The following is a 20,366-nucleotide window of genomic DNA, read 5'->3' as shown; positions in this document are numbered from 1 at the left end:
TAGTATACTCGTTTTTTCTGAGTTTTACATTAAAAAATTGGAACTGCGATTTGAATCGCAGTTCCAATTTTAAAAGCGAATCATCAGATTGTCAAAAACAGCTGATTCAGCTATTTTTATTTTCTGTGTTTTAACGCTTATTATTCGCCTTGGTTCAAGAGGATTGGTAAAGTATTCGCCAATTCTTCTTTACGTACTTCAACCATTTCGCCAGTTTTCTTGATTTTCACTTCTACGATTCCATCCACTGCTTTTTTACCGACAGTGATTCTTATTGGACAGCCAATCAAATCAGAATCCGCGAATTTCACTCCTGCGCGTTCATTTCTGTCATCAACCAGTACTTCATAGCCAGCTTTTGTCATCGCTTCTTCTAGTTCATTCGTCAGGTTTGTTTGGTATTCGTCTTTTAGATTCATTTGGACGATATGCAGATCAAATGGCGCAATTCCTTTTGGCCAATTGATTCCTTGTTCATCTGAATGTTGTTCTACGATTGCTGATAATAAACGACTTACACCGATACCATAACAGCCCATAATCACAAATTTTTCTCGTCCGTTTTCGTCTAGAACGGTTGCTCCCATAGATTCACTGTAACGAGTGCCGATTTTGAAGATATGTCCGATTTCGATTCCTCGAGTAAAGGCAAGAACACCGTTGTTGTCTGGTGAAGGATCTCCTTCTTGTACAAAACGAAGATCTTCATAAGAAAGCACAGTGAAATCGCGTTCTGGATTCACATTTTTATAGTGGAATCCTGTTTCGTTCGCTCCAGTAATGGCATTCGCTAAATCTTGGACATAACGGTCTGCATATACTTTTACGTCATCTGAAACACCGACTGGTCCGACAGAACCAAACTCAGCACCTAGATATTTTTGTGCTTCTTCTTCTGTTGCTTCTTCTAAAAAGTCAGCAGATAAAAAGTTTTTCAGTTTTACGTCATTGACTTCATGGTCTCCACGTACCAAAACAAGGACAGGTTGTTCATCCGCAATGAACAATACAGACTTGATGATTTTTTGAGGTTCAACAGAAAAGAAATCTGCTACTTCGTCAATTGATTTTACGTTAGGTGTAGCTACTTTCTCCAATTCAAGCTGTGTTTCATGCGATTTTTTTGATACATAGTAGCTTGTAGCCATCTCCAAGTTTGCAGCATAATCACTTTCAGTCGAATAACAGATCGTATCCTCCCCGATTTCTGAGATCGCCATGAATTCCTTTGAGTCTTTCCCGCCCATTGCGCCGCCGTCTCCGATGATCGAGCGAAATTCTAAGCCACAACGCTTGAATACTTCGGTATAGGCTTTTTCGTAATCTTTATATGTCTCGTCCAAACTTTCTTCCGTTGCATGGAAAGAATATGCATCTTTCATGATAAACTCTCTTCCGCGAAGCAAACCGAAGCGAGGTCGTTTTTCGTCACGATACTTAGGTTGGATTTGATAAAGATTTAAAGGTAATTTCTTATATGAATTGATTTCATTACGCATCAAATCAGTAAAAGTTTCTTCGTGAGTTGGTCCAAGGATCATTTTTCGATCATTGCGGTCTTTGAAACGATACAAGTTTGGTCCATATGTTTCGTAACGCCCGGATTCTTCCCAAAGTTCTGCTGGCAAGATGGCAGGCATCAGCATTTCTACCGCTCCGATTTTTTCAAATTCTTCCCGCATAATGCGTTTCAGTTTTTCCAATACACGATTTGCTAATGGCAGATATGAATAAATACCCGCTGATACTTGGCGGATATATCCAGCTCTTAGCAAGATTTGATGGCTTAATACTTCTGCATCATTTGGAACTTCGCGTAATGTTGGAATCAACATTTTTGATTGTCTCATTCTATATACTCCTTTATTTCCTCAAAATAGTTATCGTTTGTTATTATACCCTATTTGTCAACTTTTTCTAGAAAAAGAATCGTTGAATATCGTTCCATGTAACTAGCACCATCAACAACATTAAAAATCCAAAGCCAGCTAATGTCAATATTCCTTCTTTTTCTTGACTTAATGGTTTCCCGTGAATCCCTTCAAAAATATTCAAGACTAATTTCCCGCCATCTAAGGCAGGAATCGGAAGCAGATTGACGATTCCGAGATTCATTGAAAGAAGCGCCATCAAACTAATAACAGTTGTTACACCTTGATTTGCTGCTTCTGAAGACAATTGGTACATCATGACAGGTCCGCCTAATTTATCTAAACTGAAACCTGTAAATAGTGATCCTAAGGCTTTGAAAATTTCCAATGAACCGCTGAAAGCTTGACGCGTCCCTCCAATGATCTTATCCATAAAACCTGTATTCATTGGGGCTTTTATACCAAGTTGGCCAACTTTTTCGCCATTTGACTCTACAGATTTCGGTGTCACGTCGACAGATTGCACCTGACCTTCTCGTTCGATCTTAAAGTCTAATGTTTTACCTGGATTTTTCGTAATGACTGTTGTCAGATCATTCCATGAATGGATTTCTTTTCCGTCCACACTGACTACCTCATCATTTTCTTTTAAGCCTGCTTCTGCCGCAGCTCCATTAGGCATGATCTCTCCTACGCGATTAGTGTTCGTCACTTGAACACCACCTTGCATAAATGCCAGAATGATGAATAACACGATTGCCAAAATAAAGTTATTCATGGGTCCAGCAAAGTTGGTCAGCATACGCTGCCACAATTTAGCCGATTGGAACTGTACGTCTTTTGGCGCAATTCTGATTTCTGTTCCGTCGTTTTCAATAATCGTCGCATCGTGATCAACAGGGTAGGTTACTACTTCTGTTTCGTCTCCATTCACATAACCAGTGATAGTCAGCTCATCTTCTAAATCATAACGGCTCAATTCCATCGGGATAGCATTTGTCAATTGGATTTTCTTACTTAAATTTATCTTCTCTACGATGCCGTCAGAATTTAGTAAAAGAGAAAGAGGCATTCCTGGTGCCATTTCTGTTTCATCATCCCCATTGCCTGCCATTCGAACATAACCGCCAATAGGTAATAGGCGAAGCGTATATGTTGTCCCGTCTTTTGCTTGATGCCCATAAATTTTCGGACCCATACCGATAGCAAATTCGCGAACAAGGATTCCTGATCGTTTCGCAAAGAAGAAATGACCAAACTCATGAACAATCACTAATATACCAAAAACGATGATAAATGTCAGAATCGTTTTCATAGCTTTTTTCTCCTTTACTTGTTTTTTGTGTTTTTTATAAAACAACGATAAAACACTATAATTTTACCATAGTATACCAAAGACACCAATAGTATCAATATAATGAAAAATAAAAACCTGCGTCTTTTATGAAATTCACAAAGAAACGCAGGTATACTTACTAAATAATGCCAAATAAATGCATGATAGGAAATACAAACAGCAAACTGTCGAAACGGTCTAAGATTCCACCATGGCCTGGTAAGATATTTCCCGAGTCTTTCACATCATAATGACGTTTGATTGCAGATTCGACCAAATCACCAAATTGTCCGACTGCTGAAAAAATAATCGTCATCAGAAGCATGACAAACATACCATGATTGAATAGTTCTTTTGCTGGGTATAGCAATAAATAAAGAAATGCGACTACAACAGCACTACCGATACCACCGAGCGCACCTTCAATCGTTTTGTTGGGCGAAATATCAGGACTTAACTTATGCTGACCATAACGTCGACCAACCATATATGCTCCGATATCAGTTGCCCAAACAATAAATAGACCAAATATCAAAACAGCCAAGCTTTCTGTTCGTGCATTGACAAAATTCTGGAAACCTATTCCCACATACAAGCTGACAAGCACAGGAAAACCTGCTTCATCAATCGTATACGTATTTTTAGAAATAACTGATGTTCCTAAAAGAATCATAACTATAAGATAAAATAACATAAATGTACTTACATTCTCTGGAAGAAAGAAAAACCATCTTTCTTTTGGCAAAACAAGTAACACTGCACCAACGGCGGATAAAACTCCTTCAAAACTTAAGAGTGTCAATCCTTTCATCCGGAACAGCTCGTAAACTCCTACTACCGCTAAGATTGCTGCTGTAAGCTCAACCGCTATGCCTCCGATCCATATAATCGGAATAAACAAGACTAGCGCCACAGCTGCTGTGATCACACGTTGTTTCATGACTGATCCCCTTTCTCATCTTCTGTTTTTTTTACACCGCCGAATCGACGGTCTCGATTTTGATAAGAGGCGATTGCTTCTTCAAGATGCGCACCATCAAAATCAGGCCAAAGCGCTTTTGTAAAATACAGCTCACTATATGCGATCTGCCATAACAGAAAATTACTAATTCGCTCTTCTCCACTTGTACGGATCATCAGCTCAGGATCTTGTAACTCTTTAGGCAAGAAACCTGTCATTAAATGCTTAGCAATCAATTCATCATCGATTTCTTCTGCGTGTATTTCTCCTTTTGCTACTTCTTCGGCAATTTCTTGGACAGCAGTCACGATCTCTGCTCTACTTCCATAATTCAAAGCAAAATTCAATACCATTCCAGTATTGTTTTTTGTTTGCTCAATTGCACGTCTTACAGCATCTTGCGTATGTTCTGGCAATACGTTTTCATAACCCATGACATGAACTTTGACATTTTCTTTAATCAATTCTGGTACGAACGTATCAAAGAAGTCGACAGGTAGTTGCATGAGAAAACTTACTTCATCTTTTGGTCGCTTCCAGTTTTCAGTCGAAAAGGCATAAAGCGTCAACACTTTCACTCCAAGCCTTGATGCTTTTTTTGTGACTTTCTTTACTGTTTCCATGCCTTCTTTATGGCCAGCAACTCGTGGCAAACGACGGTTTTGCGCCCAACGACCATTGCCGTCCATGATGATGGCAATGTGCTGAGGGATTGGTCCATCGGTATTAAATTGAAATTCGCTTTTTTCTTGAATATATTTGTTTTTTTGCGGAAAAAAACGTAACATTCTTTTTCCTCCTATACTTAAAAGATTCCCACTATCTTAAGTATTATAGCAATATCTAACTGTTTTTCCTATGAAATCATTGTTTTTTTATTTAAAAACTGAATAATTTTTTCTTTTTTTAATTTTTAAATAAAAGAAATATAAATAAAAACAGAGGAAGCGGAATGATCCGCCCCTCTGTTTTTATGATTTTATTAAACTTCCAATAATTCTTTTTCTTTATCAGCAGCGATCTTATCTACTTCTTTAATGCTGTTATCTGTCAATGTTTGTACGTCTTTTTCTAATCCGCGCAAATCATCTTCGGTAATATCACCATTTTTTTGTTGTTTTTTATATTCATCGATCGCATCACGACGGATGTTACGAATCGCGATTTTTGCATTTTCTGCTTCTTTTTTCACATCTTTAGCTAATTCTTTTCTGCGTTCTTCTGTCAGTTGCGGGATAACTAAGCGAATGACATTTCCATCATTGGTTGGACTGATTCCGATATCACTTGCCATAATAGCTTTTTCAACATCTTGAAGAATGCTCTTGTCAAAAGGTGTGATCATTAAAACACGTGCTTCTGGAATTTGGATTGATGCCATTTGGTTCAATGGTGTTGGCGCACCGTAGTAGTTCACAGTAATACGGTCCAAAAGGCTAGCGTTCGCACGGCCTGCGCGGATTTGCCCAAGTTCACGTTGAAGATTTTGTGCTGCTTTTTTCATTTTTTCTTTTGCTTCTGTCATAATTGCATCTGCCATTTTTATTTCCCCCTTACAGTTGTTCCGATATTTTCGCCTAAGATTGCACGGCGAATATTTCCGTGTTCATTTAAATTGAAGACAAGCAGTGGAATATCATTATCCATGCTTAGTGAACTTGCAGTTGAATCCATGACTTGTAATCCTTTGGCAATAACTTCCAGATGAGTCAGTTCTTCAAATTTTACTGCATTTGCATCTACTTTCGGATCAGCAGAATAAACACCGTCTACATTGTTTTTAGCCATCAGGATAACATCTGCGCCGATTTCTGCCGCTCGTAATGCTGCTGTTGTGTCTGTCGAGAAGTACGGGTTGCCGGTACCGCCTGCAAAGATAACGATCCGTCCTTTTTCTAAATGACGTTCTGCTTTACGGCGAATATATGGCTCTGCGATTTGACGCATTTCAATCGAAGTTTGCACGCGTGTCGGTACACCCACGTTTTCCAACGTATCCTGTAAAGCTAAGGCATTCATAACTGTAGCTAACATACCCATGTAATCAGCTTGAGCACGTTCCATGCCCATTTGTGCTCCGATTTGTCCGCGCCAGATATTTCCGCCACCCACAACGATTGCCATTTCAACGCCCAGCTCGTGAACTTCTTTGATTTCTTGGATGATTTCTTTGATTACTGGTGGTTTGATTCCAAATCCTGCATCCCCAGCTAAAGCTTCTCCACTCAATTTTAAGACTACACGCTGATATTTCGGTGTGACCATGTTCATTCCTCCAATATTTTCTATTGCCATTTTACCATACTTAGATGATTTCGACACTCTAAGACTGGTTTTTCTTGTTTTGCTTAAAAAAAGGGAGCGCACAAACCGTGCGTTCCCGTCTGTTATTCAACAGAATTATTTTTTCACTTGGCTCATAACTTCTTCTACAAAGTTATCTTCGCGTTTTTCGATACCTTCGCCAACTTCGAAACGTACGAATGTTTTAACAGTTGCGCCTTTTGATGCAACGTATTTTTCAACAGTCATATCAGGATCTTTAACGAATGGTTGGTCCACCAAAGCGATTTCTGCTTTGAATTTCTTCAAGCGTCCTTCTACCATTTTTTCAACGATATTCGCTGGTTTGCCTTCGTTCAATGCTTGTTCTGTAAGAACAGTTTTTTCATGTTCTAATTCAGCTTCTGGAATTTGTGATTCGTTTACATAACGAGGATTGATAGCTGCTACGTGCATAGCTACGTCTCTTGCAACTGTTTCGTCAGTTGTTCCATCTAGAACAGTCAATACGGCAATACGTCCGCCCATATGCAAGTATCCACCAAATGCAGCATTGTCGTCTTTTTCTACAACTTCAAAGCGACGGAAGCTGATTTTTTCTCCGATAACTTGAGTTGCTTCGATCAAGTCAGATTCAATTGTACCTTTATCTGTTTTGATTTTCATTGCAGCTTCCATGTCTGCTGGTTTGTTTTCAGCAACAAGTTCTGCAATTTCTTTTACTAAATCTTGGAACATTTCGTTTTTAGAAACAAAGTCTGTTTCTGAGTTTACTTCAACGATTGCTGCAGTGTTACCTTTCACAGCAACTGAAGCCAATCCTTCAGCTGCAATGCGGTCATTTTTCTTCGCAGCCTTTGCCATTCCTTTTTCACGTAAAAGATCAACTGCTTTTTCCATGTCGCCTTCTACTTCAACTAATGCTTTTTTCGCATCCATCATTCCTACGCCAGTCATTTCGCGTAGTTCTTTTACCATTTTAGCTGTAACGTCTGCCATGTTTAACTCCTCCTGTGTGTTTTTCTTTTTAAAAAAAGCTGCTTCAAAGGAGAGTGAGGCTTGTCGCCCAGCCTTTGAAACAGCTCCATCATTCAAAATTATTCTGCTGAAGAATTGTCGCCTTCAACAACATCTACGATTTCTTCGATTGATGTTGCTGTGTTTTCTTCTGTGAAATCTTCTTCAACTACTTGATCTTCACCTTGGTTTCCTTCGATGAAAGCATCAGCCATTTTTGAAGTAATCAATTTAACGGCACGAATTGCATCGTCGTTTGAAGGGATTACTACGTCGATTTCATCTGGATCGCAGTTTGTATCAACCATAGCTACGATTGGGATATTTAATTTGTGTGCTTCTTGAACAGCAATACGTTCTTTACGTGGGTCAACGATGTACATTACATCTGGGATTCTTGGCATATCAGCGATACCGCCTAAGAATTTTTCAAGACGTTCACGTTCTTTGTTCAAACCAGCAACTTCTTTTTTAGGTAGAACTTCAAAAGTTCCATCTTCTTCCATTGCATTGATTTGTTTCAAACGGCTGATACGTTTTTGGATAGTATCCCAGTTTGTCAATGTTCCGCCTAACCAACGATGGTTAACGAAGTATTGTCCTGCACGAGTTGCTTCTTCTTTGATTGCTTCTTGTGCTTGTTTTTTTGTACCTACGAATAATGCTACGCCGCCTTCTTCAGCAACGCTCTTCATGTAATCATAAGCTGCATCTACTAATTTAACTGTTTTTTGCAAGTCAATGATGTAGATTCCGTTTCTTTCTGTGAAGATATATTTCTTCATTTTTGGATTCCAGCGACGAGTTTGGTGACCAAAGTGTACGCCGGCTTCTAGTAATTGTTTCATAGAAATTACTGCCATGTTTGTTTCCTCCGATTTGGTTTTATTTTTCCTCTTCTTATCTTCTACCTTGCCGGCAAACTTTTTCAAGCACCTACCGACAATCCAATAAGAATGTGGATTTGCTGATGCATAAAGCACCCTCAGCTATTATACAGACAAAAGATCCGTATCGCAAGAGTAAATATACTTTTCTGCTCAACATTCAATAGTTTACCTGAAAGATAAAAAGAATTCAAGAAAAACAGTAGATTTCTCTTTGTTTCTTTATTATCCTTTTTCCATAAAATAATTTTAGGTATAAAAGACGAATATTATTGGGCAATCCTTCTTTTTTTTGTTATGATACATGTGAAATCTTTCGTAAAGGAGAAAGAAAATGCGCAAAGCTCAAAGACATTTGCTGATTAAACAAGTCATTGAAGAATTCCCGATCCGTACGCAAGAAGAACTATTAAACAAACTTGGGCATTATGGCGTTACCGCCACGCAGGCAACGATTTCTCGAGATATCCGTGATCTAAAAATCGTGAAGGCACCTGATGAAAATGGCGTTTCCCGCTTCGTATTGTTTCGCGAAAAAGGAACTCCTGAGACTAGGACTGAGGAAGAGGATCGGCTGGTTCAAATGATTGAAGACATTGTATTGAAAGTCGAACGAGTCCACTTTTTGACGATCGTCAATACCTTGCCAGACAATGCTCATTTATTTGCATCTGTTTTAGATGAGATCAAACCTCCCTCTATTGTCAGTACAATTGCTGGATTCGATACGATCATGGTCATCTCGGAAAATGAGGAGGACGCAAAACGAGTAGAAGAATTTCTTCACCATCCAACTGAAGTATCACTTTTTTAATCAGAGCACGTATTCCTAATATGGAATGCGTGTTTTTTTATTTTCAATATTTTCCTTATTAAATAAACCTTTACACTCTTTACAAAAATACATCATTTTTTATTCAATTTTTTCAACACCTTGATTGAATCACAATAATCATCATTTATATTGGATGTTAACAAGAGCAGCTTCTTGCTCTTTGTGTATTTCAAAAAAGAAATGAAAGGAAATCATATGTATAAATTATTAACTCCTGGACCATTGACGACTTCTGAAACAGTGAAAAATGCTATGCTGATCGATCATTGTACTTGGGATCAAGAATACAAAGAAATTACACAATGGATAAGAAAAAAATTATTGGATCTTGCTCAAGTATCGGAAGGAATATACACAACGGTCTTAATGCAAGGTAGCGGCTCCTTTGGGGTAGAATCGGTATTAAGTTCTGTGATCAGGCCAGAAGATACTGTACTGATTTGTTCAAACGGCGCATATGGACAACGAATGATCAACATGTGCGAATGTCTGAAACTGAACTATACCGTTTATGAGGTATCGGAACATCAAATCCTCCAAGCTCATGTGATTACACAGCTGATTGAAGAGAATCCCTCTATCTCCGCACTAGCAATGGTCCATAGCGAGACTACTTCCGGTATTTTGAATAATTTGGAAGAGATTGCTGCTGTCACACAAGAAAAAGATCTTTTGTTTATAGTGGACGCGATGTCAAGCTTTGGTGGGATACCGATTCGTGTAGCCGAACTAGGGATTGATTTTTTGATTTCCAGCTCAAACAAATGTATTCAAGGTGTTCCAGGCTTTTCTTTTGTACTTGCTAATAAAGCGGAACTAGAAAAGCGAAAAAATGTGAGTCGAAGTTTGTCACTTGATCTATATGACCAGTACCGCGTGATGGAAAACGAGAATGGCAAATGGCGTTTCACTTCCCCTACCCATACGGTTTTGGCTTTTCAACAAGCGCTGAAGGAACTAGAGGCAGAAGGAGGAATCGAAACTCGATATTCACGTTATCTCGCCAATAATCATGTACTACGACAAAAAATGACAGAGATGGGGTTCCAGCCTTTCATTCAAGAATATCAGGAGCCATTCATCACCTCTTTTCTTTACCCTAAGGACTGGCGATTTGATTTTAATCATTTTTATCAGTATTTAAAGCAAAACGGATTTGTGATCTATCCCGGGAAAATCAGCGATCATGAATGTTTTCGTATCGGAAATATTGGCGAGATCTATCCGGAAGATATTTTGGAACTGACAGCAATTATCAAAGACTATAAGGAGAACGTTAATGATTAAAACTGTAATTTTTGATTATTGGGCAGGAACAACTGTGGACTTTGGCTGTATGGCTCCTGTCCACGCTTTTAGAAATGCTTTTCTAGAAAAAGGAATCCAACTGACTGACAAAGAAATCCGCGAACCGATGGGAAAATTAAAATGGGATCATATCCAACAGCTTCTTTCCCTCCCTTCTGTCAAAAAACAATGGATAGCTATTTATGGACAACTACCTCAGGAAAAAGAGGTGGAGGAATTGTATCAACAATTTGAACATTATCTGTTTAAAGATTTGGTCAAGCATTCTACCTTGAAACCCGACACATTGGAAACGATCGAACGGTTGAGAAACGCTGGGATCAATATTGGTTCCACGACTGGATTTACTGCTCCTATGATGACAATCGTAGCAGAAACCACAAAAAAAGAAGGGTATTCACCAGACTTCATGGCAACTTCTGAAGACGTCGAAGGGTATGGTCGACCGTTTCCTTATATGATCCATAAAAACATGCAGTACTTCAAAAACAAGTCGGTTGATGAAGTAATCAAAGTCGGAGATACGGTCTCAGATATCCAGGAAGGGAAAAATGCCGGAGTGTTGACAGTAGGTGTAATTGAAGGTAGTTCGCTAATGGGGATTTCTTATGATGAGTACCAAAAATTAGAGATGGGGAAAAAAGATCGTTTAAAACAGTCTGTTGCTCTTAGATTCCAACAAGCTGGCGCTGATATTTGTGTAAACAATTTAAAAGAGTTAACAGAATACATTTTGTACGCTGACAAGAATCCAGAATGACTTTTATACAAAATCAGAGGTCGTGAAAAAGCTGTACTGCATCAAGTAATAAGAACAGCCAAACAAAAATAGCTCCTCATATTTTTCGTTTGGTTAGGCTTATTACCGCAGATGCAAGCTTTTGAACACCGTTTATTCGAAAAAAAAAGGGAGCTGTGACACGACTTTTGTCACAGTCCCCTTATTTACAAACAAACAGTGTTTAAGAGACAACCTCTCCACTAAACGGTGTTCATTCAGCTGACTCTCGGTATTTGCTCAAAAAACGATAAAATTTGAAAAGCTATTTTCTCTTTTGTTTCTCTAATACTCGGATCAGAACGCTGATTTCACATTCTCTTTTTCTTACATCTTATCTGGTGCATGAAGTCCTAGCAAACGAAGGTCTTCTTTCAATAATACAGTCACTGCATAAACTAGAGCTAAGCGTGCTTCTTTTTGTTCATCATCAGCTAAAATCTTCGTATGAGCATAGTATTTGTTGAATGCTTGTGCTAATTTGATTGCATGTTTCGCAATCACTGACGGTTCGTATTTTTCCCCAGCAGACAAGACCGTTTCAGGGTATTTTTGAACTAATTTAACCACTTCCCAGCTGGTATCGTCATTCAATGCATAGTCTGCTGTTTCTGAAGGGACAAATCCTGCTTTTTCCAACAGGCTGACTGCACGAGCATGTGTATATTGCACATAAGGTCCAGTTTCTCCTTCAAATCGAACAACTTCTTCCAGGTTAAAGTCAAATGTATTCAGTCGATCGTTTTTCAAATCGTGGAAAATGACTGCCCCAACCCCAACTTGTTTAGCTACAGCATCTTTGTTTTCCAAATCAGGGTTTTTCTCGCTGATTTGTTCTTTAGCAGATTGGATTGCTTCATTTAATACTTCTTCTAATAAGACGATCTTTCCTTTACGAGTTGATAATTTTTTACCACCTTGCGTGATCAAACCAAATGGAATATGGCGCATATCGTCAGACCAGTCAAAGCCCATTTCCTTCAAGACAGCTTTCAACTGTTTAAAATGATAGCTTTGTTCATTCCCTACTACATATAGAGATTGTTTGAAGTCGTAAGTACGTTTACGGTACAATGCAGCAGCTAAGTCACGTGTAATGTATAGTGTCGCACCGTCTGACTTCTTAATCAACGCTGGATTCAGGTCATAAGCAGATAGGTCAACGATCTCTGCACCTTTATCCTCGTTCAGCAAATGTTTTTCTTCTAAAAGTTTGACGATTTCATCCATCTTGTCATTGTAGAAAGCTTCACCGTTCAACGAATCGAAACGTACTTCCAGCAGATCATAGATTTTATTGAATTCTTTCATCGATTCATCACGGAACCATTGCCATAATTGAATAGCCTCTTCATCGCCTTCTTCCAGACGTTTGAACCAAGCACGAGCTTCTTCATTTAATTCTGGTTCTGTTTCAGCTACTTCATGGAATTGGACATATAAACGAAGCAATTCATTGATTGGTTCTGCTTTAACAGCTTCTTCTGTACCCCATTTTTTGTAAGCGACGATCAGTTTTCCAAACTGTGTTCCCCAGTCACCTAAATGGTTGATGCGGATTGGCTGATAACCGATTTTTTCCATAATGAAACCGATCGAATTACCGATAACTGTCGAACGCAAATGTCCCATTGAGATTGGTTTGGCAATATTAGGAGAAGACATGTCGATTGGTACTGTTCCTTGATTCCCGATATTGCTATCCCCATAATGTTCTTTTTCTTTCACTACTGTTTGCAAAACTTTTTTGCTGATAAGTTCTTTATTCATGAAAAAGTTCAAGTAAGGTCCGACAACTTCGATTTTTTCAAAGTTGGCAGAATCGATTTTTTCTGCTAAATCTGCAGCGATTTGCTGTGGCGCTTTTCGGTAAACTTTTGCTAATGAAAAGGCTGGAAATGCAACATCTCCGTGTTCAGCTGATTTTGGATTTTCTAGTAATTGTTCGACTTGTTCCAGTGTTAAATCATCTTTGACAGCGTCATAGACAGCTTTTGCGACAAGATCTTTATTATTCATCTTTATTCCTCCTAAAGTGCTCCCTTGATTGTTAAACAAAAAAAATCTCTAGCGACGGCATACTTAGTATGCCATCACTAGAGACGAGATTTCCCGCGGTACCACTCCAATTGTCCTAAAAAAGGACCAGCTCCATCTGATATCGGTAGACGACCGTCTGTTTAAAACAGAATTCTCCAAGTGCGCTTCGTTGTATCTTCTTCATTCGGCTTCCACCACTTCCGAATTCGCTAGCCAAGAATGATACAAGTACTCTCTTGTTCAACAAATCTTAGTCTTATTAAACTTTCTTGAATTATATCAGAAAAAAAAACGAAAGGCTAGTCGTTTCTGATAAAAAAACAATCCAGATGGCCTAAAGGAGAAGAAATACCACCTGGATAGCTATAAATCATTTCGTAAATACGAAAGACTTAACAAATTAATCAGCTACGATAATCGTTCCTTCTTCAGAAGCTAAAAGATTCTCGATATTTTCTAAAGAAGTGATGATTGCCTTAGCGTTTGGTTTTGCTTCAACAAATGCAATAGCTGCCTCTACTTTCGGAAGCATGCTTCCTGGAGCAAATTGCTTTTCATCAATGTATTGTTTCATTTCTGAAACAGTAACAGTTTCTAATTTCTTTTGATCTGGTTTTTGGTAATTGACATACACATTGTCTACTCCTGTCAATACGATCAGCAAATCCGCATCGATGATTTCGGCTAATTTTTCTGAAGCAAAATCTTTATCGATTACGGCTTCTCGTCCTTCTAATCCAGTAGCTGTTTCTACAACAGGAATCCCACCGCCACCAACAGAGACTGTGATAACTCCTTGATCGACCAGCGTTTCGATGACACGTGCTTCTTTAATCGAGATGGGTTTAGGGGAAGCGACTACTTTTCTCCATCCACGTCCAGCATCTTCTTTGAATGTCACAGTGGAGTCAGCATTCATTTGTTCTTTGGCTTCTTCTTCCGTGTAGAATGGACCGACTGGTTTACTTGGATTTTTGAATGAAGGATCATTTTCATCCACAATAACTTGAGTGACTAAAGAAACCACATCTTTATCGATCCCTTTTTCCTTCAGTACTTCGCCCATGGCATTTTGTAACCAGTAACCGATAGATCCTTCTGTCATTGCAACACATGTATCTAAAGGCATTGCCGGTGTTTTCTCAGAATCAGCAGCTTGCTGCTGAATCAATAGGTTACCGACTTGCGGACCATTTCCGTGGGAGATGATCAATTCATCTCCTTGTTCGATAAATTTCACTAAATACTTTGCTGTTTCCATTAACGCTTCTTGTTGGGCTTTTGCACTTGCATCCGTAGACAAGATAGCATTACCCCCTAAAGCGACAACTACTTTTCGTTTGGCCATTTCATTCGTCCTTTCTTCAGTTCTACCGAATTTTCTAGATAACAAAACGAGCCAGCGTTTTGTGATTTTCCCTCAATGCTGACTCGTTTTTTCGTGAGATGAATATGGTTATGCTTAAACGCGAGGGATAAACAAGTTACCTAATGTTGCTGCCATGATCGCTTTGATTGAGTGCATACGATTTTCTGCTTGGTCAAATTGACGAGCATATTTGCTGCGGAAGACTTCATCTGTTACTTCCATTTCAGTGATGCCAAAGCGTTCTTTCATTTGTTCACCGTAAACAGTGTTTGTATCATGGAAAGCTGGCAAGCAGTGCAAGAAGATCAAACGATCTGTGTTGTGTGTTTTTTCTACCATTTCCATATTGATTTGGTAAGGTTTCAACAATTTGATACGTTCTTCGAATTTATCTTCTTCACCCATTGATACCCATACATCAGAATAAAGGACGTCTGCTCCGTCTACACCTTTATCAACATCGTCGGTAATCATCAATTGTGCACCGGATTTTTCAGCAAAGCCTTCTGCCATTTTGACGATTTCTTCTTCAGGTTGTAATTCTTTTGGTGCAACGATACGCATATTCGCTCCTAAAATTGCACCTGTGACTAATAAAGAGTTAGCCATATTGTTTCGACCATCTCCGCAGTAAGCAACAGTGATACCTTCTACTGTTCCAAAGTTTTCTTGGATAGTTAAAAAGTCAGCGATCATTTGTGTTGGATGCCATTCATCAGTCAAGCCATTCCAAACTGGAACACCAGAGAATTCTGCTAGTTCCTCTACCATTTTTTGACTGAATCCGCGGAATTCGATTCCGTCAAACATACGTCCTAGTACTTTAGCTGTATCTTCTGTGGATTCTTTTTTACCTAATTGGATGTCATTCGCACCTAGGTATTCAGGATGTGCACCTAGATCGATCGCTGCAGTAGTAAATGCAGAACGAGTACGTGTAGATGTTTTTTCAAATAAAAGCGCAATATTTTTTCCTTCTAGATAGTGATGTGGGATACCACGTTTTTTCAAGTCTTTCAAGTGTTCTGAAAAATCGATCAAATATTGTAATTCTTCTTTTGTAAAGTCTTTTTCTGCTAATAAGCTTCTTCCTTGGAATACTGATTCTTTCATATTAAACATTCTCCTTTAGATTGTTTTTATTTAAGATTAAAGAGGAAATCCCGACGGCAGCTGACAGTAAGACCGCCGTCAGGAAACAAATTACTTCAAGTCTTCACGGACAAGTGGTTGGCTCATGCAGCGTGGACCACCACGGCCTCGTGACAATTCACTTGAATTGATTTCTAACACTTTGATGCCATAGCTACGAAGCAATTCGTTCGATACATAATTTCGGTTATAAGTGACTACAACACCTGGAGCGATTGCCAATGTGTTTGATCCATCATTCCATTGTTCTCGAGGTGCAACGATCTCATCTCCATTACCAGTTGGGATCAGTACAAGATCATCTAATCCAAGAGCAGCTTTCATCGTTTCGTGTAAGTTATCTGAATGAGTAATCTTGATATCATCACCATCTGGTTCGATTGTAAAGACATCCATCTTACCGTCTTTACTTTGAATTGCTGGATGGATAGTGAATTTATCGTGATCTACCATTGTAAATACGGTATCCAAATGCATCATTGCACGGTTGTTTGGAATTTTGATTGCCAACACTTTTTCAAATCCTGAATTTTTTGCGAATAGGTGGCGTGCTAATTTTTCTAAAGCTTTCGCATTAGTTCGTTGAGAAATCCCAACAGCTACTACTTTATCGCTTAAGATCAATTCGTCTCCGCCTTCGATATGATCTGGATTTTCACGATCCAACCATACTTCGATTCCTTTATTTGCAAATCTTGGATGATGTTTCAAAATATATTCTGTAAACATCGATTCACGACGACGTGCTTCAAAAGTCATCTTATTGACTGTCATCCCATTTCCCATTGATGCGGAAGGGTCGCGTGTAAAGTACAAGTTTGGCATTGGGTCCATGTAAAATGGATAGTCATCGTCTGCTGACAGATCGTATAGACTGCTAGAACGTACTTCAATATCTTTTGTACGAACCCCAGCCATGATTTTATCTACCATTTCTTGCGTTTCCATTGATAGAAGGAACTCATGAAGACCCTCTCTTACAGCATTCGATGCAATATGAGATTCATCCAACATTTTATTCAAGAATTGTTCTTTGACATTGCCTGCGTCAATCGCTTCTGCCGCTAATTTTTCCAAGTAAAGAGTCTCGACGCCTTCATTTTGCAATGTCTTTGCAAAGTTGTCATGTTCTTCTTGAGCAATCGGAAGATATGGAATATCATCGAACAACAGACGATCCATAATATCTGGTGTCAAATTTTCCACTTCTTGTCCAGGCCTTTTCAGTAAGACTGTCTTTAATTTCCCTATTTCAGAGAAAACGTGAATAGGTTTATCCATGTTGTGTTGCCTCCTTCTTTTTGATTACATGTATAGGATATCCTCCTTTTGTAATCACTTTCATAATTTTGTCTCATTCAAAATGAGACATTCCTCACATTAATATTCGATAATTAAATAATTAAACGTTTTTCTATTTTTAAGCGTAATTTATTCATTTTTTATTCTGTATACACTTTCAAAAAAATATTTATTCATTGAAAAAATTTTTTTGAATAAATTAAAAAAATAAATTATATTAGCGTTGTTAGCGTTTACTATATGTATTATTGTTGTTTTTTATACACAAATCATTCGCTTCAAAACAAATTATTCAATACCATTGTATATTTTTTACATAATAACAAACCTGAATAATTCATAGCTTTAATTCTTTGGCACATTTTATTGAAATATGTATCACTAATATCCCTATCAACTGATTTTGACTAAAAAGTTACTTCAAACATTCACTGTTCAAAAATATTGAGGAATAAATTTTGGGTGTAAGGCATTTTGAGCATACTTCTCCCTGGATAACTTCCCAGTAAAAAAATCGTTAGATTGTTGGATTAGATCCATTGACTGCCTCGCCTCAGGCGAGCAAAGACCCTGTAGAATTCATTCTGATACACATGATAACTAGATAATTTGAGATAGACTCGTCTACCCGTTTGGACTAATTTCCCAGCAACTTTCAGAAACTTCAATCGAATAGAATGAATGGTCATTCCCTTTTGGACTTCTTCAAAGCCAATCGTTCTTAAGAAGTTGACTAAGTTGTAAGCTATCAAGCTGAGCATCATTCGGACATGATTCTCCAAAAAGCGAGGACTGTCTGTTTTGTCAAAGTAAAAGCCAGCTTTCGCTTCTTTAATAAAGTTCTCCATTGTGCCACGTTTGGCATAGATAGAAAAGATGGTATCAGGAGAAACATTTTCTGATAGATTCGTCACGATAAATTCATGTCGAAAGAGTAGTTCGCCCGCTTCACGTGTTGAGCGTATACACACGCGACGACTTTGTGACCAGGATTGTGCTTGATAAGTGGTCGAGAAGTACTGAACTTCTCGTTCTTCCCACTTTTGATTATCGCCATAAAGTACTGATTTCTCAGCTATTTGACCTAGTCTACGATTATTCTTCAGTCGAATAACATAATGACTCTTTTTTGATTCACACGAATCATACACACCAGGTGTAGCGAACCCGCTGTCTCCACGAACCAAGATGTCAGTGTTTGGTAGAGAGTGATTATAGTGCTCTAATAAAGGTGTGAGAAACTCCTTTACGCCTTTTGATGTATATTGATTTCCTGAACGTAGTTCAGCTTTTAAGAAGTCACCAGTCAATCCGTCAAAAGCTACCAATGGATGGTAACCATAGGTTTGGTAGTGTGTATTATAATTCGTTTGTTCTTGGTGACCAAATGTATCTGAATGGGTCGAATCTAAATCAATGATTAATTCCGTATCATTACGGATGAGGCGTGCTTTATCGATAAGTTCTTGGTTCAAAGCTTGAAGTTCATGGATATTCTCCTCAGATAGTCGATCTAAAAATCGGGAAAGTGAAGATTGAGAAGCGAGTTCTTTCCTATCTAAAACAGCTTTAAACACAGGATCTTGTCTCAGGAGATTAGCTGCAGAATCAGCTGAGTAACCAGCAATTAATTGCATAATGAACTGCTCAAGTATGGATAAGTTGTCATGAGTAAAATACGCTCGTTCGTCTTCAATGTGAATGTGTTGCTTAGCCAGTTCAGAAAAACCAAAGATGTTCATCAGCTCTTTCACTAGGACGAGACCCGAATCACTCGATAATTGACCACCTGTATGAGAAATAGTGATATTTGAATTGAATTTTACTTGGTTTTTGTGTAAGCTAGTCATGAAAAGAACTCCTTTCTTTTGGTTGGTTTAGTCACTTTAACCATAGCAGAAAGGGGTTCTTTTTTCATCACTTAACGGGTGAAGATGAAAAAGTAATTGTAAGCTGCCGTGAGGCAGTTTCACATGGTTTTAATTAAAAGTATGAATTATTCAGGACAAATTATATTTGTAAAGTATTAAAACTTGTTTCTAATGTTGGTATGTTAAAACTTTACAAATTCTTTAAAAAAAGTGACAATAAATATAGTGAACAATAAGGAGAGGACTTTTTAATGCGTGTTAATAAAATCGATTTTCACTTTTCAAAACTCAGATATCAACCTGATTTTGAACATTTCTCGGATGAAGAGTTCCAACAGATCAAGGAACATACTGTTCTTCGTTCTTATAAAAAAGGACAGATCCTTTTCGACGATGGTGATCCCAGACAACGGTTGTATATCTTGACCAAAGGACTCGTTCGTTTAGAACGTTATGATGAAAGTGCAACTTATTACTACTATGACTATGTGAATACAAATAACCTTTTTCCTATGTCAGGAATGTTTGGAGAAGAGACCTACACTTATACAGCTCAAGCGATGACTGATATTGAAACATTCTACCTTCCTGTTTCCTACTATGAAAAATTAGCACGAAAAAATCCCGAACAGTTGATCTATATGATACAAAAAATTTCTAAAGTAGTTGAAATACATGAATTGCGTATCCAAATCGGATTGACCTCTAGCGCCTTTGACCGGGTAAAACAAAATTTATTCATTTTGAAAGAAGAATTGGGCGTACCAACAAAAGATGGTCATATCACCATTCCTTATCCGATCACCTTAAAAGAATTAGCAGTGAATAGCGGCACGACACGTGAAACTGCTGGACAAGTAATCAAACACCTACGTGATTCCGGACTGTTAGATTATGACAAAAAGCGTTTTACTTTCTGTAAGACAGCTACTACTCCAGCTATGAGAGAATAACGCGAACAAAAATAAGCAGTGACCCTGATAAATATCAGGGTCACTGCTTATTTTCCTCCCTAAAACTTCTGAAAGATCCGGCAGTTTTAGATCACTGGACAAGACTCAAAGATTTTCTATGTGTGTTTCAGTTATGTAATATTCACTGTTTGCAAAAAATACTGTTAGATTAACTAGATGAAGCGTCTTGTCCTCATCCGACCTAGATTATTCGATATTCCTCGACAATAAACGATTACTCAGTGAGGGCAATCAGAGGAACGGATAATGATAAATAAGCTCTAAAAAATAGCAAAATAACAATAATGATTAAAAGTATGTAAAAAATAGGGCTTTGACAAAAACGTGTCACAGCCCTATTTCGATTAAACGGTGTGTACCTGTCAACTCTTCGGTCACAAGT

At 38.2% G+C, this 20,366-nt stretch carries 17 protein-coding genes and 1 other annotated feature; of the genes, 4 read left to right on the top strand and 13 right to left on the bottom strand.

The genetic code is table 11. From position 1 onward, the window contains the following. Nucleotides 1-140: 140 nt before the first annotated feature. The 8 genes from IGJ87_RS04845 to rpsB all read right to left on the bottom strand — a co-directional run bounded on the left by IGJ87_RS04845 (nucleotide 141) and on the right by rpsB (nucleotide 8,331). Nucleotides 141-1,850, bottom strand: coding sequence for a proline--tRNA ligase (locus IGJ87_RS04845; protein ID WP_002297401.1), 1,710 nt, complete (start codon nucleotides 1,848-1,850; stop codon nucleotides 141-143). Between the two features lie 67 nt (nucleotides 1,851-1,917). Continuing rightward, on the bottom strand, nucleotides 1,918-3,186 hold the full coding sequence (gene rseP, locus IGJ87_RS04840; protein ID WP_123839458.1) for an RIP metalloprotease RseP: 1,269 nt from the start codon (nucleotides 3,184-3,186) through the stop codon (nucleotides 1,918-1,920). Nucleotides 3,187-3,346: 160 nt separating this feature from the next. Beyond that, complete coding sequence (locus tag IGJ87_RS04835; RefSeq protein WP_002294135.1) at nucleotides 3,347-4,147, bottom strand: phosphatidate cytidylyltransferase; 801 nt, start codon at nucleotides 4,145-4,147, stop codon at nucleotides 3,347-3,349. Further along, entirely contained in the window at nucleotides 4,144-4,956 is an 813-nt protein-coding gene (locus IGJ87_RS04830) for an isoprenyl transferase (RefSeq protein ID WP_002294134.1), read from the bottom strand. The genes IGJ87_RS04835 and IGJ87_RS04830 overlap by 4 nt, the downstream gene beginning before the upstream one ends. A gap of 194 nt (nucleotides 4,957-5,150) precedes the next feature. Continuing rightward, nucleotides 5,151-5,708, bottom strand: coding sequence for a ribosome recycling factor (frr, locus tag IGJ87_RS04825; protein WP_002293875.1), 558 nt, complete (start codon nucleotides 5,706-5,708; stop codon nucleotides 5,151-5,153). A gap of 2 nt (nucleotides 5,709-5,710) precedes the next feature. Beyond that, nucleotides 5,711-6,433 (bottom strand): UMP kinase, encoded by a 723-nt coding sequence (gene pyrH, locus IGJ87_RS04820; protein WP_002293877.1) that lies wholly within the window; start codon nucleotides 6,431-6,433, stop codon nucleotides 5,711-5,713. Between the two features lie 135 nt (nucleotides 6,434-6,568). Then, nucleotides 6,569-7,450 carry a translation elongation factor Ts gene (tsf, locus tag IGJ87_RS04815; RefSeq protein WP_002293878.1) on the bottom strand — a complete coding sequence of 294 codons (882 nt, stop codon included), beginning with the start codon at nucleotides 7,448-7,450 and terminating at the stop codon, nucleotides 6,569-6,571. Between the two features lie 98 nt (nucleotides 7,451-7,548). Continuing rightward, nucleotides 7,549-8,331, bottom strand: coding sequence for a 30S ribosomal protein S2 (rpsB, locus tag IGJ87_RS04810; protein ID WP_002293880.1), 783 nt, complete (start codon nucleotides 8,329-8,331; stop codon nucleotides 7,549-7,551). Between the two features lie 358 nt (nucleotides 8,332-8,689). On the opposite strand from rpsB, the gene IGJ87_RS04805 reads away from it, so the two are divergent. From IGJ87_RS04805 to phnX, 3 genes are all read left to right on the top strand, one after another. After that, a complete protein-coding gene (locus IGJ87_RS04805; RefSeq protein WP_002293881.1) occupies nucleotides 8,690-9,169 on the top strand; it encodes an arginine repressor in 480 nt (159 codons plus the stop codon). 216 nt (nucleotides 9,170-9,385) lie between these two features. Next, nucleotides 9,386-10,477 carry a 2-aminoethylphosphonate--pyruvate transaminase gene (phnW, locus tag IGJ87_RS04800; protein WP_002346364.1) on the top strand — a complete coding sequence of 364 codons (1,092 nt, stop codon included), beginning with the start codon at nucleotides 9,386-9,388 and terminating at the stop codon, nucleotides 10,475-10,477. Continuing rightward, nucleotides 10,470-11,258 carry a phosphonoacetaldehyde hydrolase gene (gene phnX, locus IGJ87_RS04795; protein WP_002346365.1) on the top strand — a complete coding sequence of 263 codons (789 nt, stop codon included), beginning with the start codon at nucleotides 10,470-10,472 and terminating at the stop codon, nucleotides 11,256-11,258. Before phnW ends, phnX begins: the two co-directional genes overlap by 8 nt. 345 nt (nucleotides 11,259-11,603) lie before the next feature. Here the strand turns inward: phnX and argS are convergent, their stop codons facing one another. From argS to IGJ87_RS04770, 5 genes are all read right to left on the bottom strand, one after another. After that, nucleotides 11,604-13,295 carry an arginine--tRNA ligase gene (argS, locus tag IGJ87_RS04790; RefSeq protein WP_002293885.1) on the bottom strand — a complete coding sequence of 564 codons (1,692 nt, stop codon included), beginning with the start codon at nucleotides 13,293-13,295 and terminating at the stop codon, nucleotides 11,604-11,606. Nucleotides 13,296-13,371: 76 nt separating this feature from the next. After that, nucleotides 13,372-13,569: a binding site (T-box leader), on the bottom strand. A 147-nt stretch (nucleotides 13,570-13,716) separates the two neighbouring features. Next, on the bottom strand, nucleotides 13,717-14,664 hold the full coding sequence (gene arcC, locus IGJ87_RS04785) for a carbamate kinase (RefSeq protein ID WP_002288434.1): 948 nt from the start codon (nucleotides 14,662-14,664) through the stop codon (nucleotides 13,717-13,719). A 114-nt stretch (nucleotides 14,665-14,778) separates the two neighbouring features. Further along, nucleotides 14,779-15,798, bottom strand: coding sequence for an ornithine carbamoyltransferase (gene argF / locus IGJ87_RS04780; protein WP_002288437.1), 1,020 nt, complete (start codon nucleotides 15,796-15,798; stop codon nucleotides 14,779-14,781). A 90-nt stretch (nucleotides 15,799-15,888) separates the two neighbouring features. Next, entirely contained in the window at nucleotides 15,889-17,118 is a 1,230-nt protein-coding gene (gene arcA, locus IGJ87_RS04775; RefSeq protein WP_002288439.1) for an arginine deiminase, read from the bottom strand. A gap of 551 nt (nucleotides 17,119-17,669) precedes the next feature. Further along, the gene (locus IGJ87_RS04770; protein WP_002323333.1) at nucleotides 17,670-18,989 is read right to left on the bottom strand and encodes an IS1380-like element IS1678 family transposase; all 1,320 of its coding nucleotides are present in this window, start codon (nucleotides 18,987-18,989) and stop codon (nucleotides 17,670-17,672) included. Nucleotides 18,990-19,261: 272 nt separating this feature from the next. Here IGJ87_RS04770 and IGJ87_RS04765 point away from each other — a divergent pair, with 272 nt between their 5' ends. Continuing rightward, nucleotides 19,262-19,963: a Crp/Fnr family transcriptional regulator gene (locus tag IGJ87_RS04765; RefSeq protein WP_123838478.1), complete on the top strand. Its 702-nt coding sequence runs from the start codon at nucleotides 19,262-19,264 to the stop codon at nucleotides 19,961-19,963. Nucleotides 19,964-20,366: the final 403 nt, after the last annotated feature.

The organism is Enterococcus sp. DIV1411a (assembly GCF_050531945.1).
Taxonomy (GTDB): domain Bacteria; phylum Bacillota; class Bacilli; order Lactobacillales; family Enterococcaceae; genus Enterococcus_B; species Enterococcus_B faecium.
Note: the sequence above shows the minus strand (reverse complement) of the source record. Positions and strands in the feature narration are given on the sequence as shown.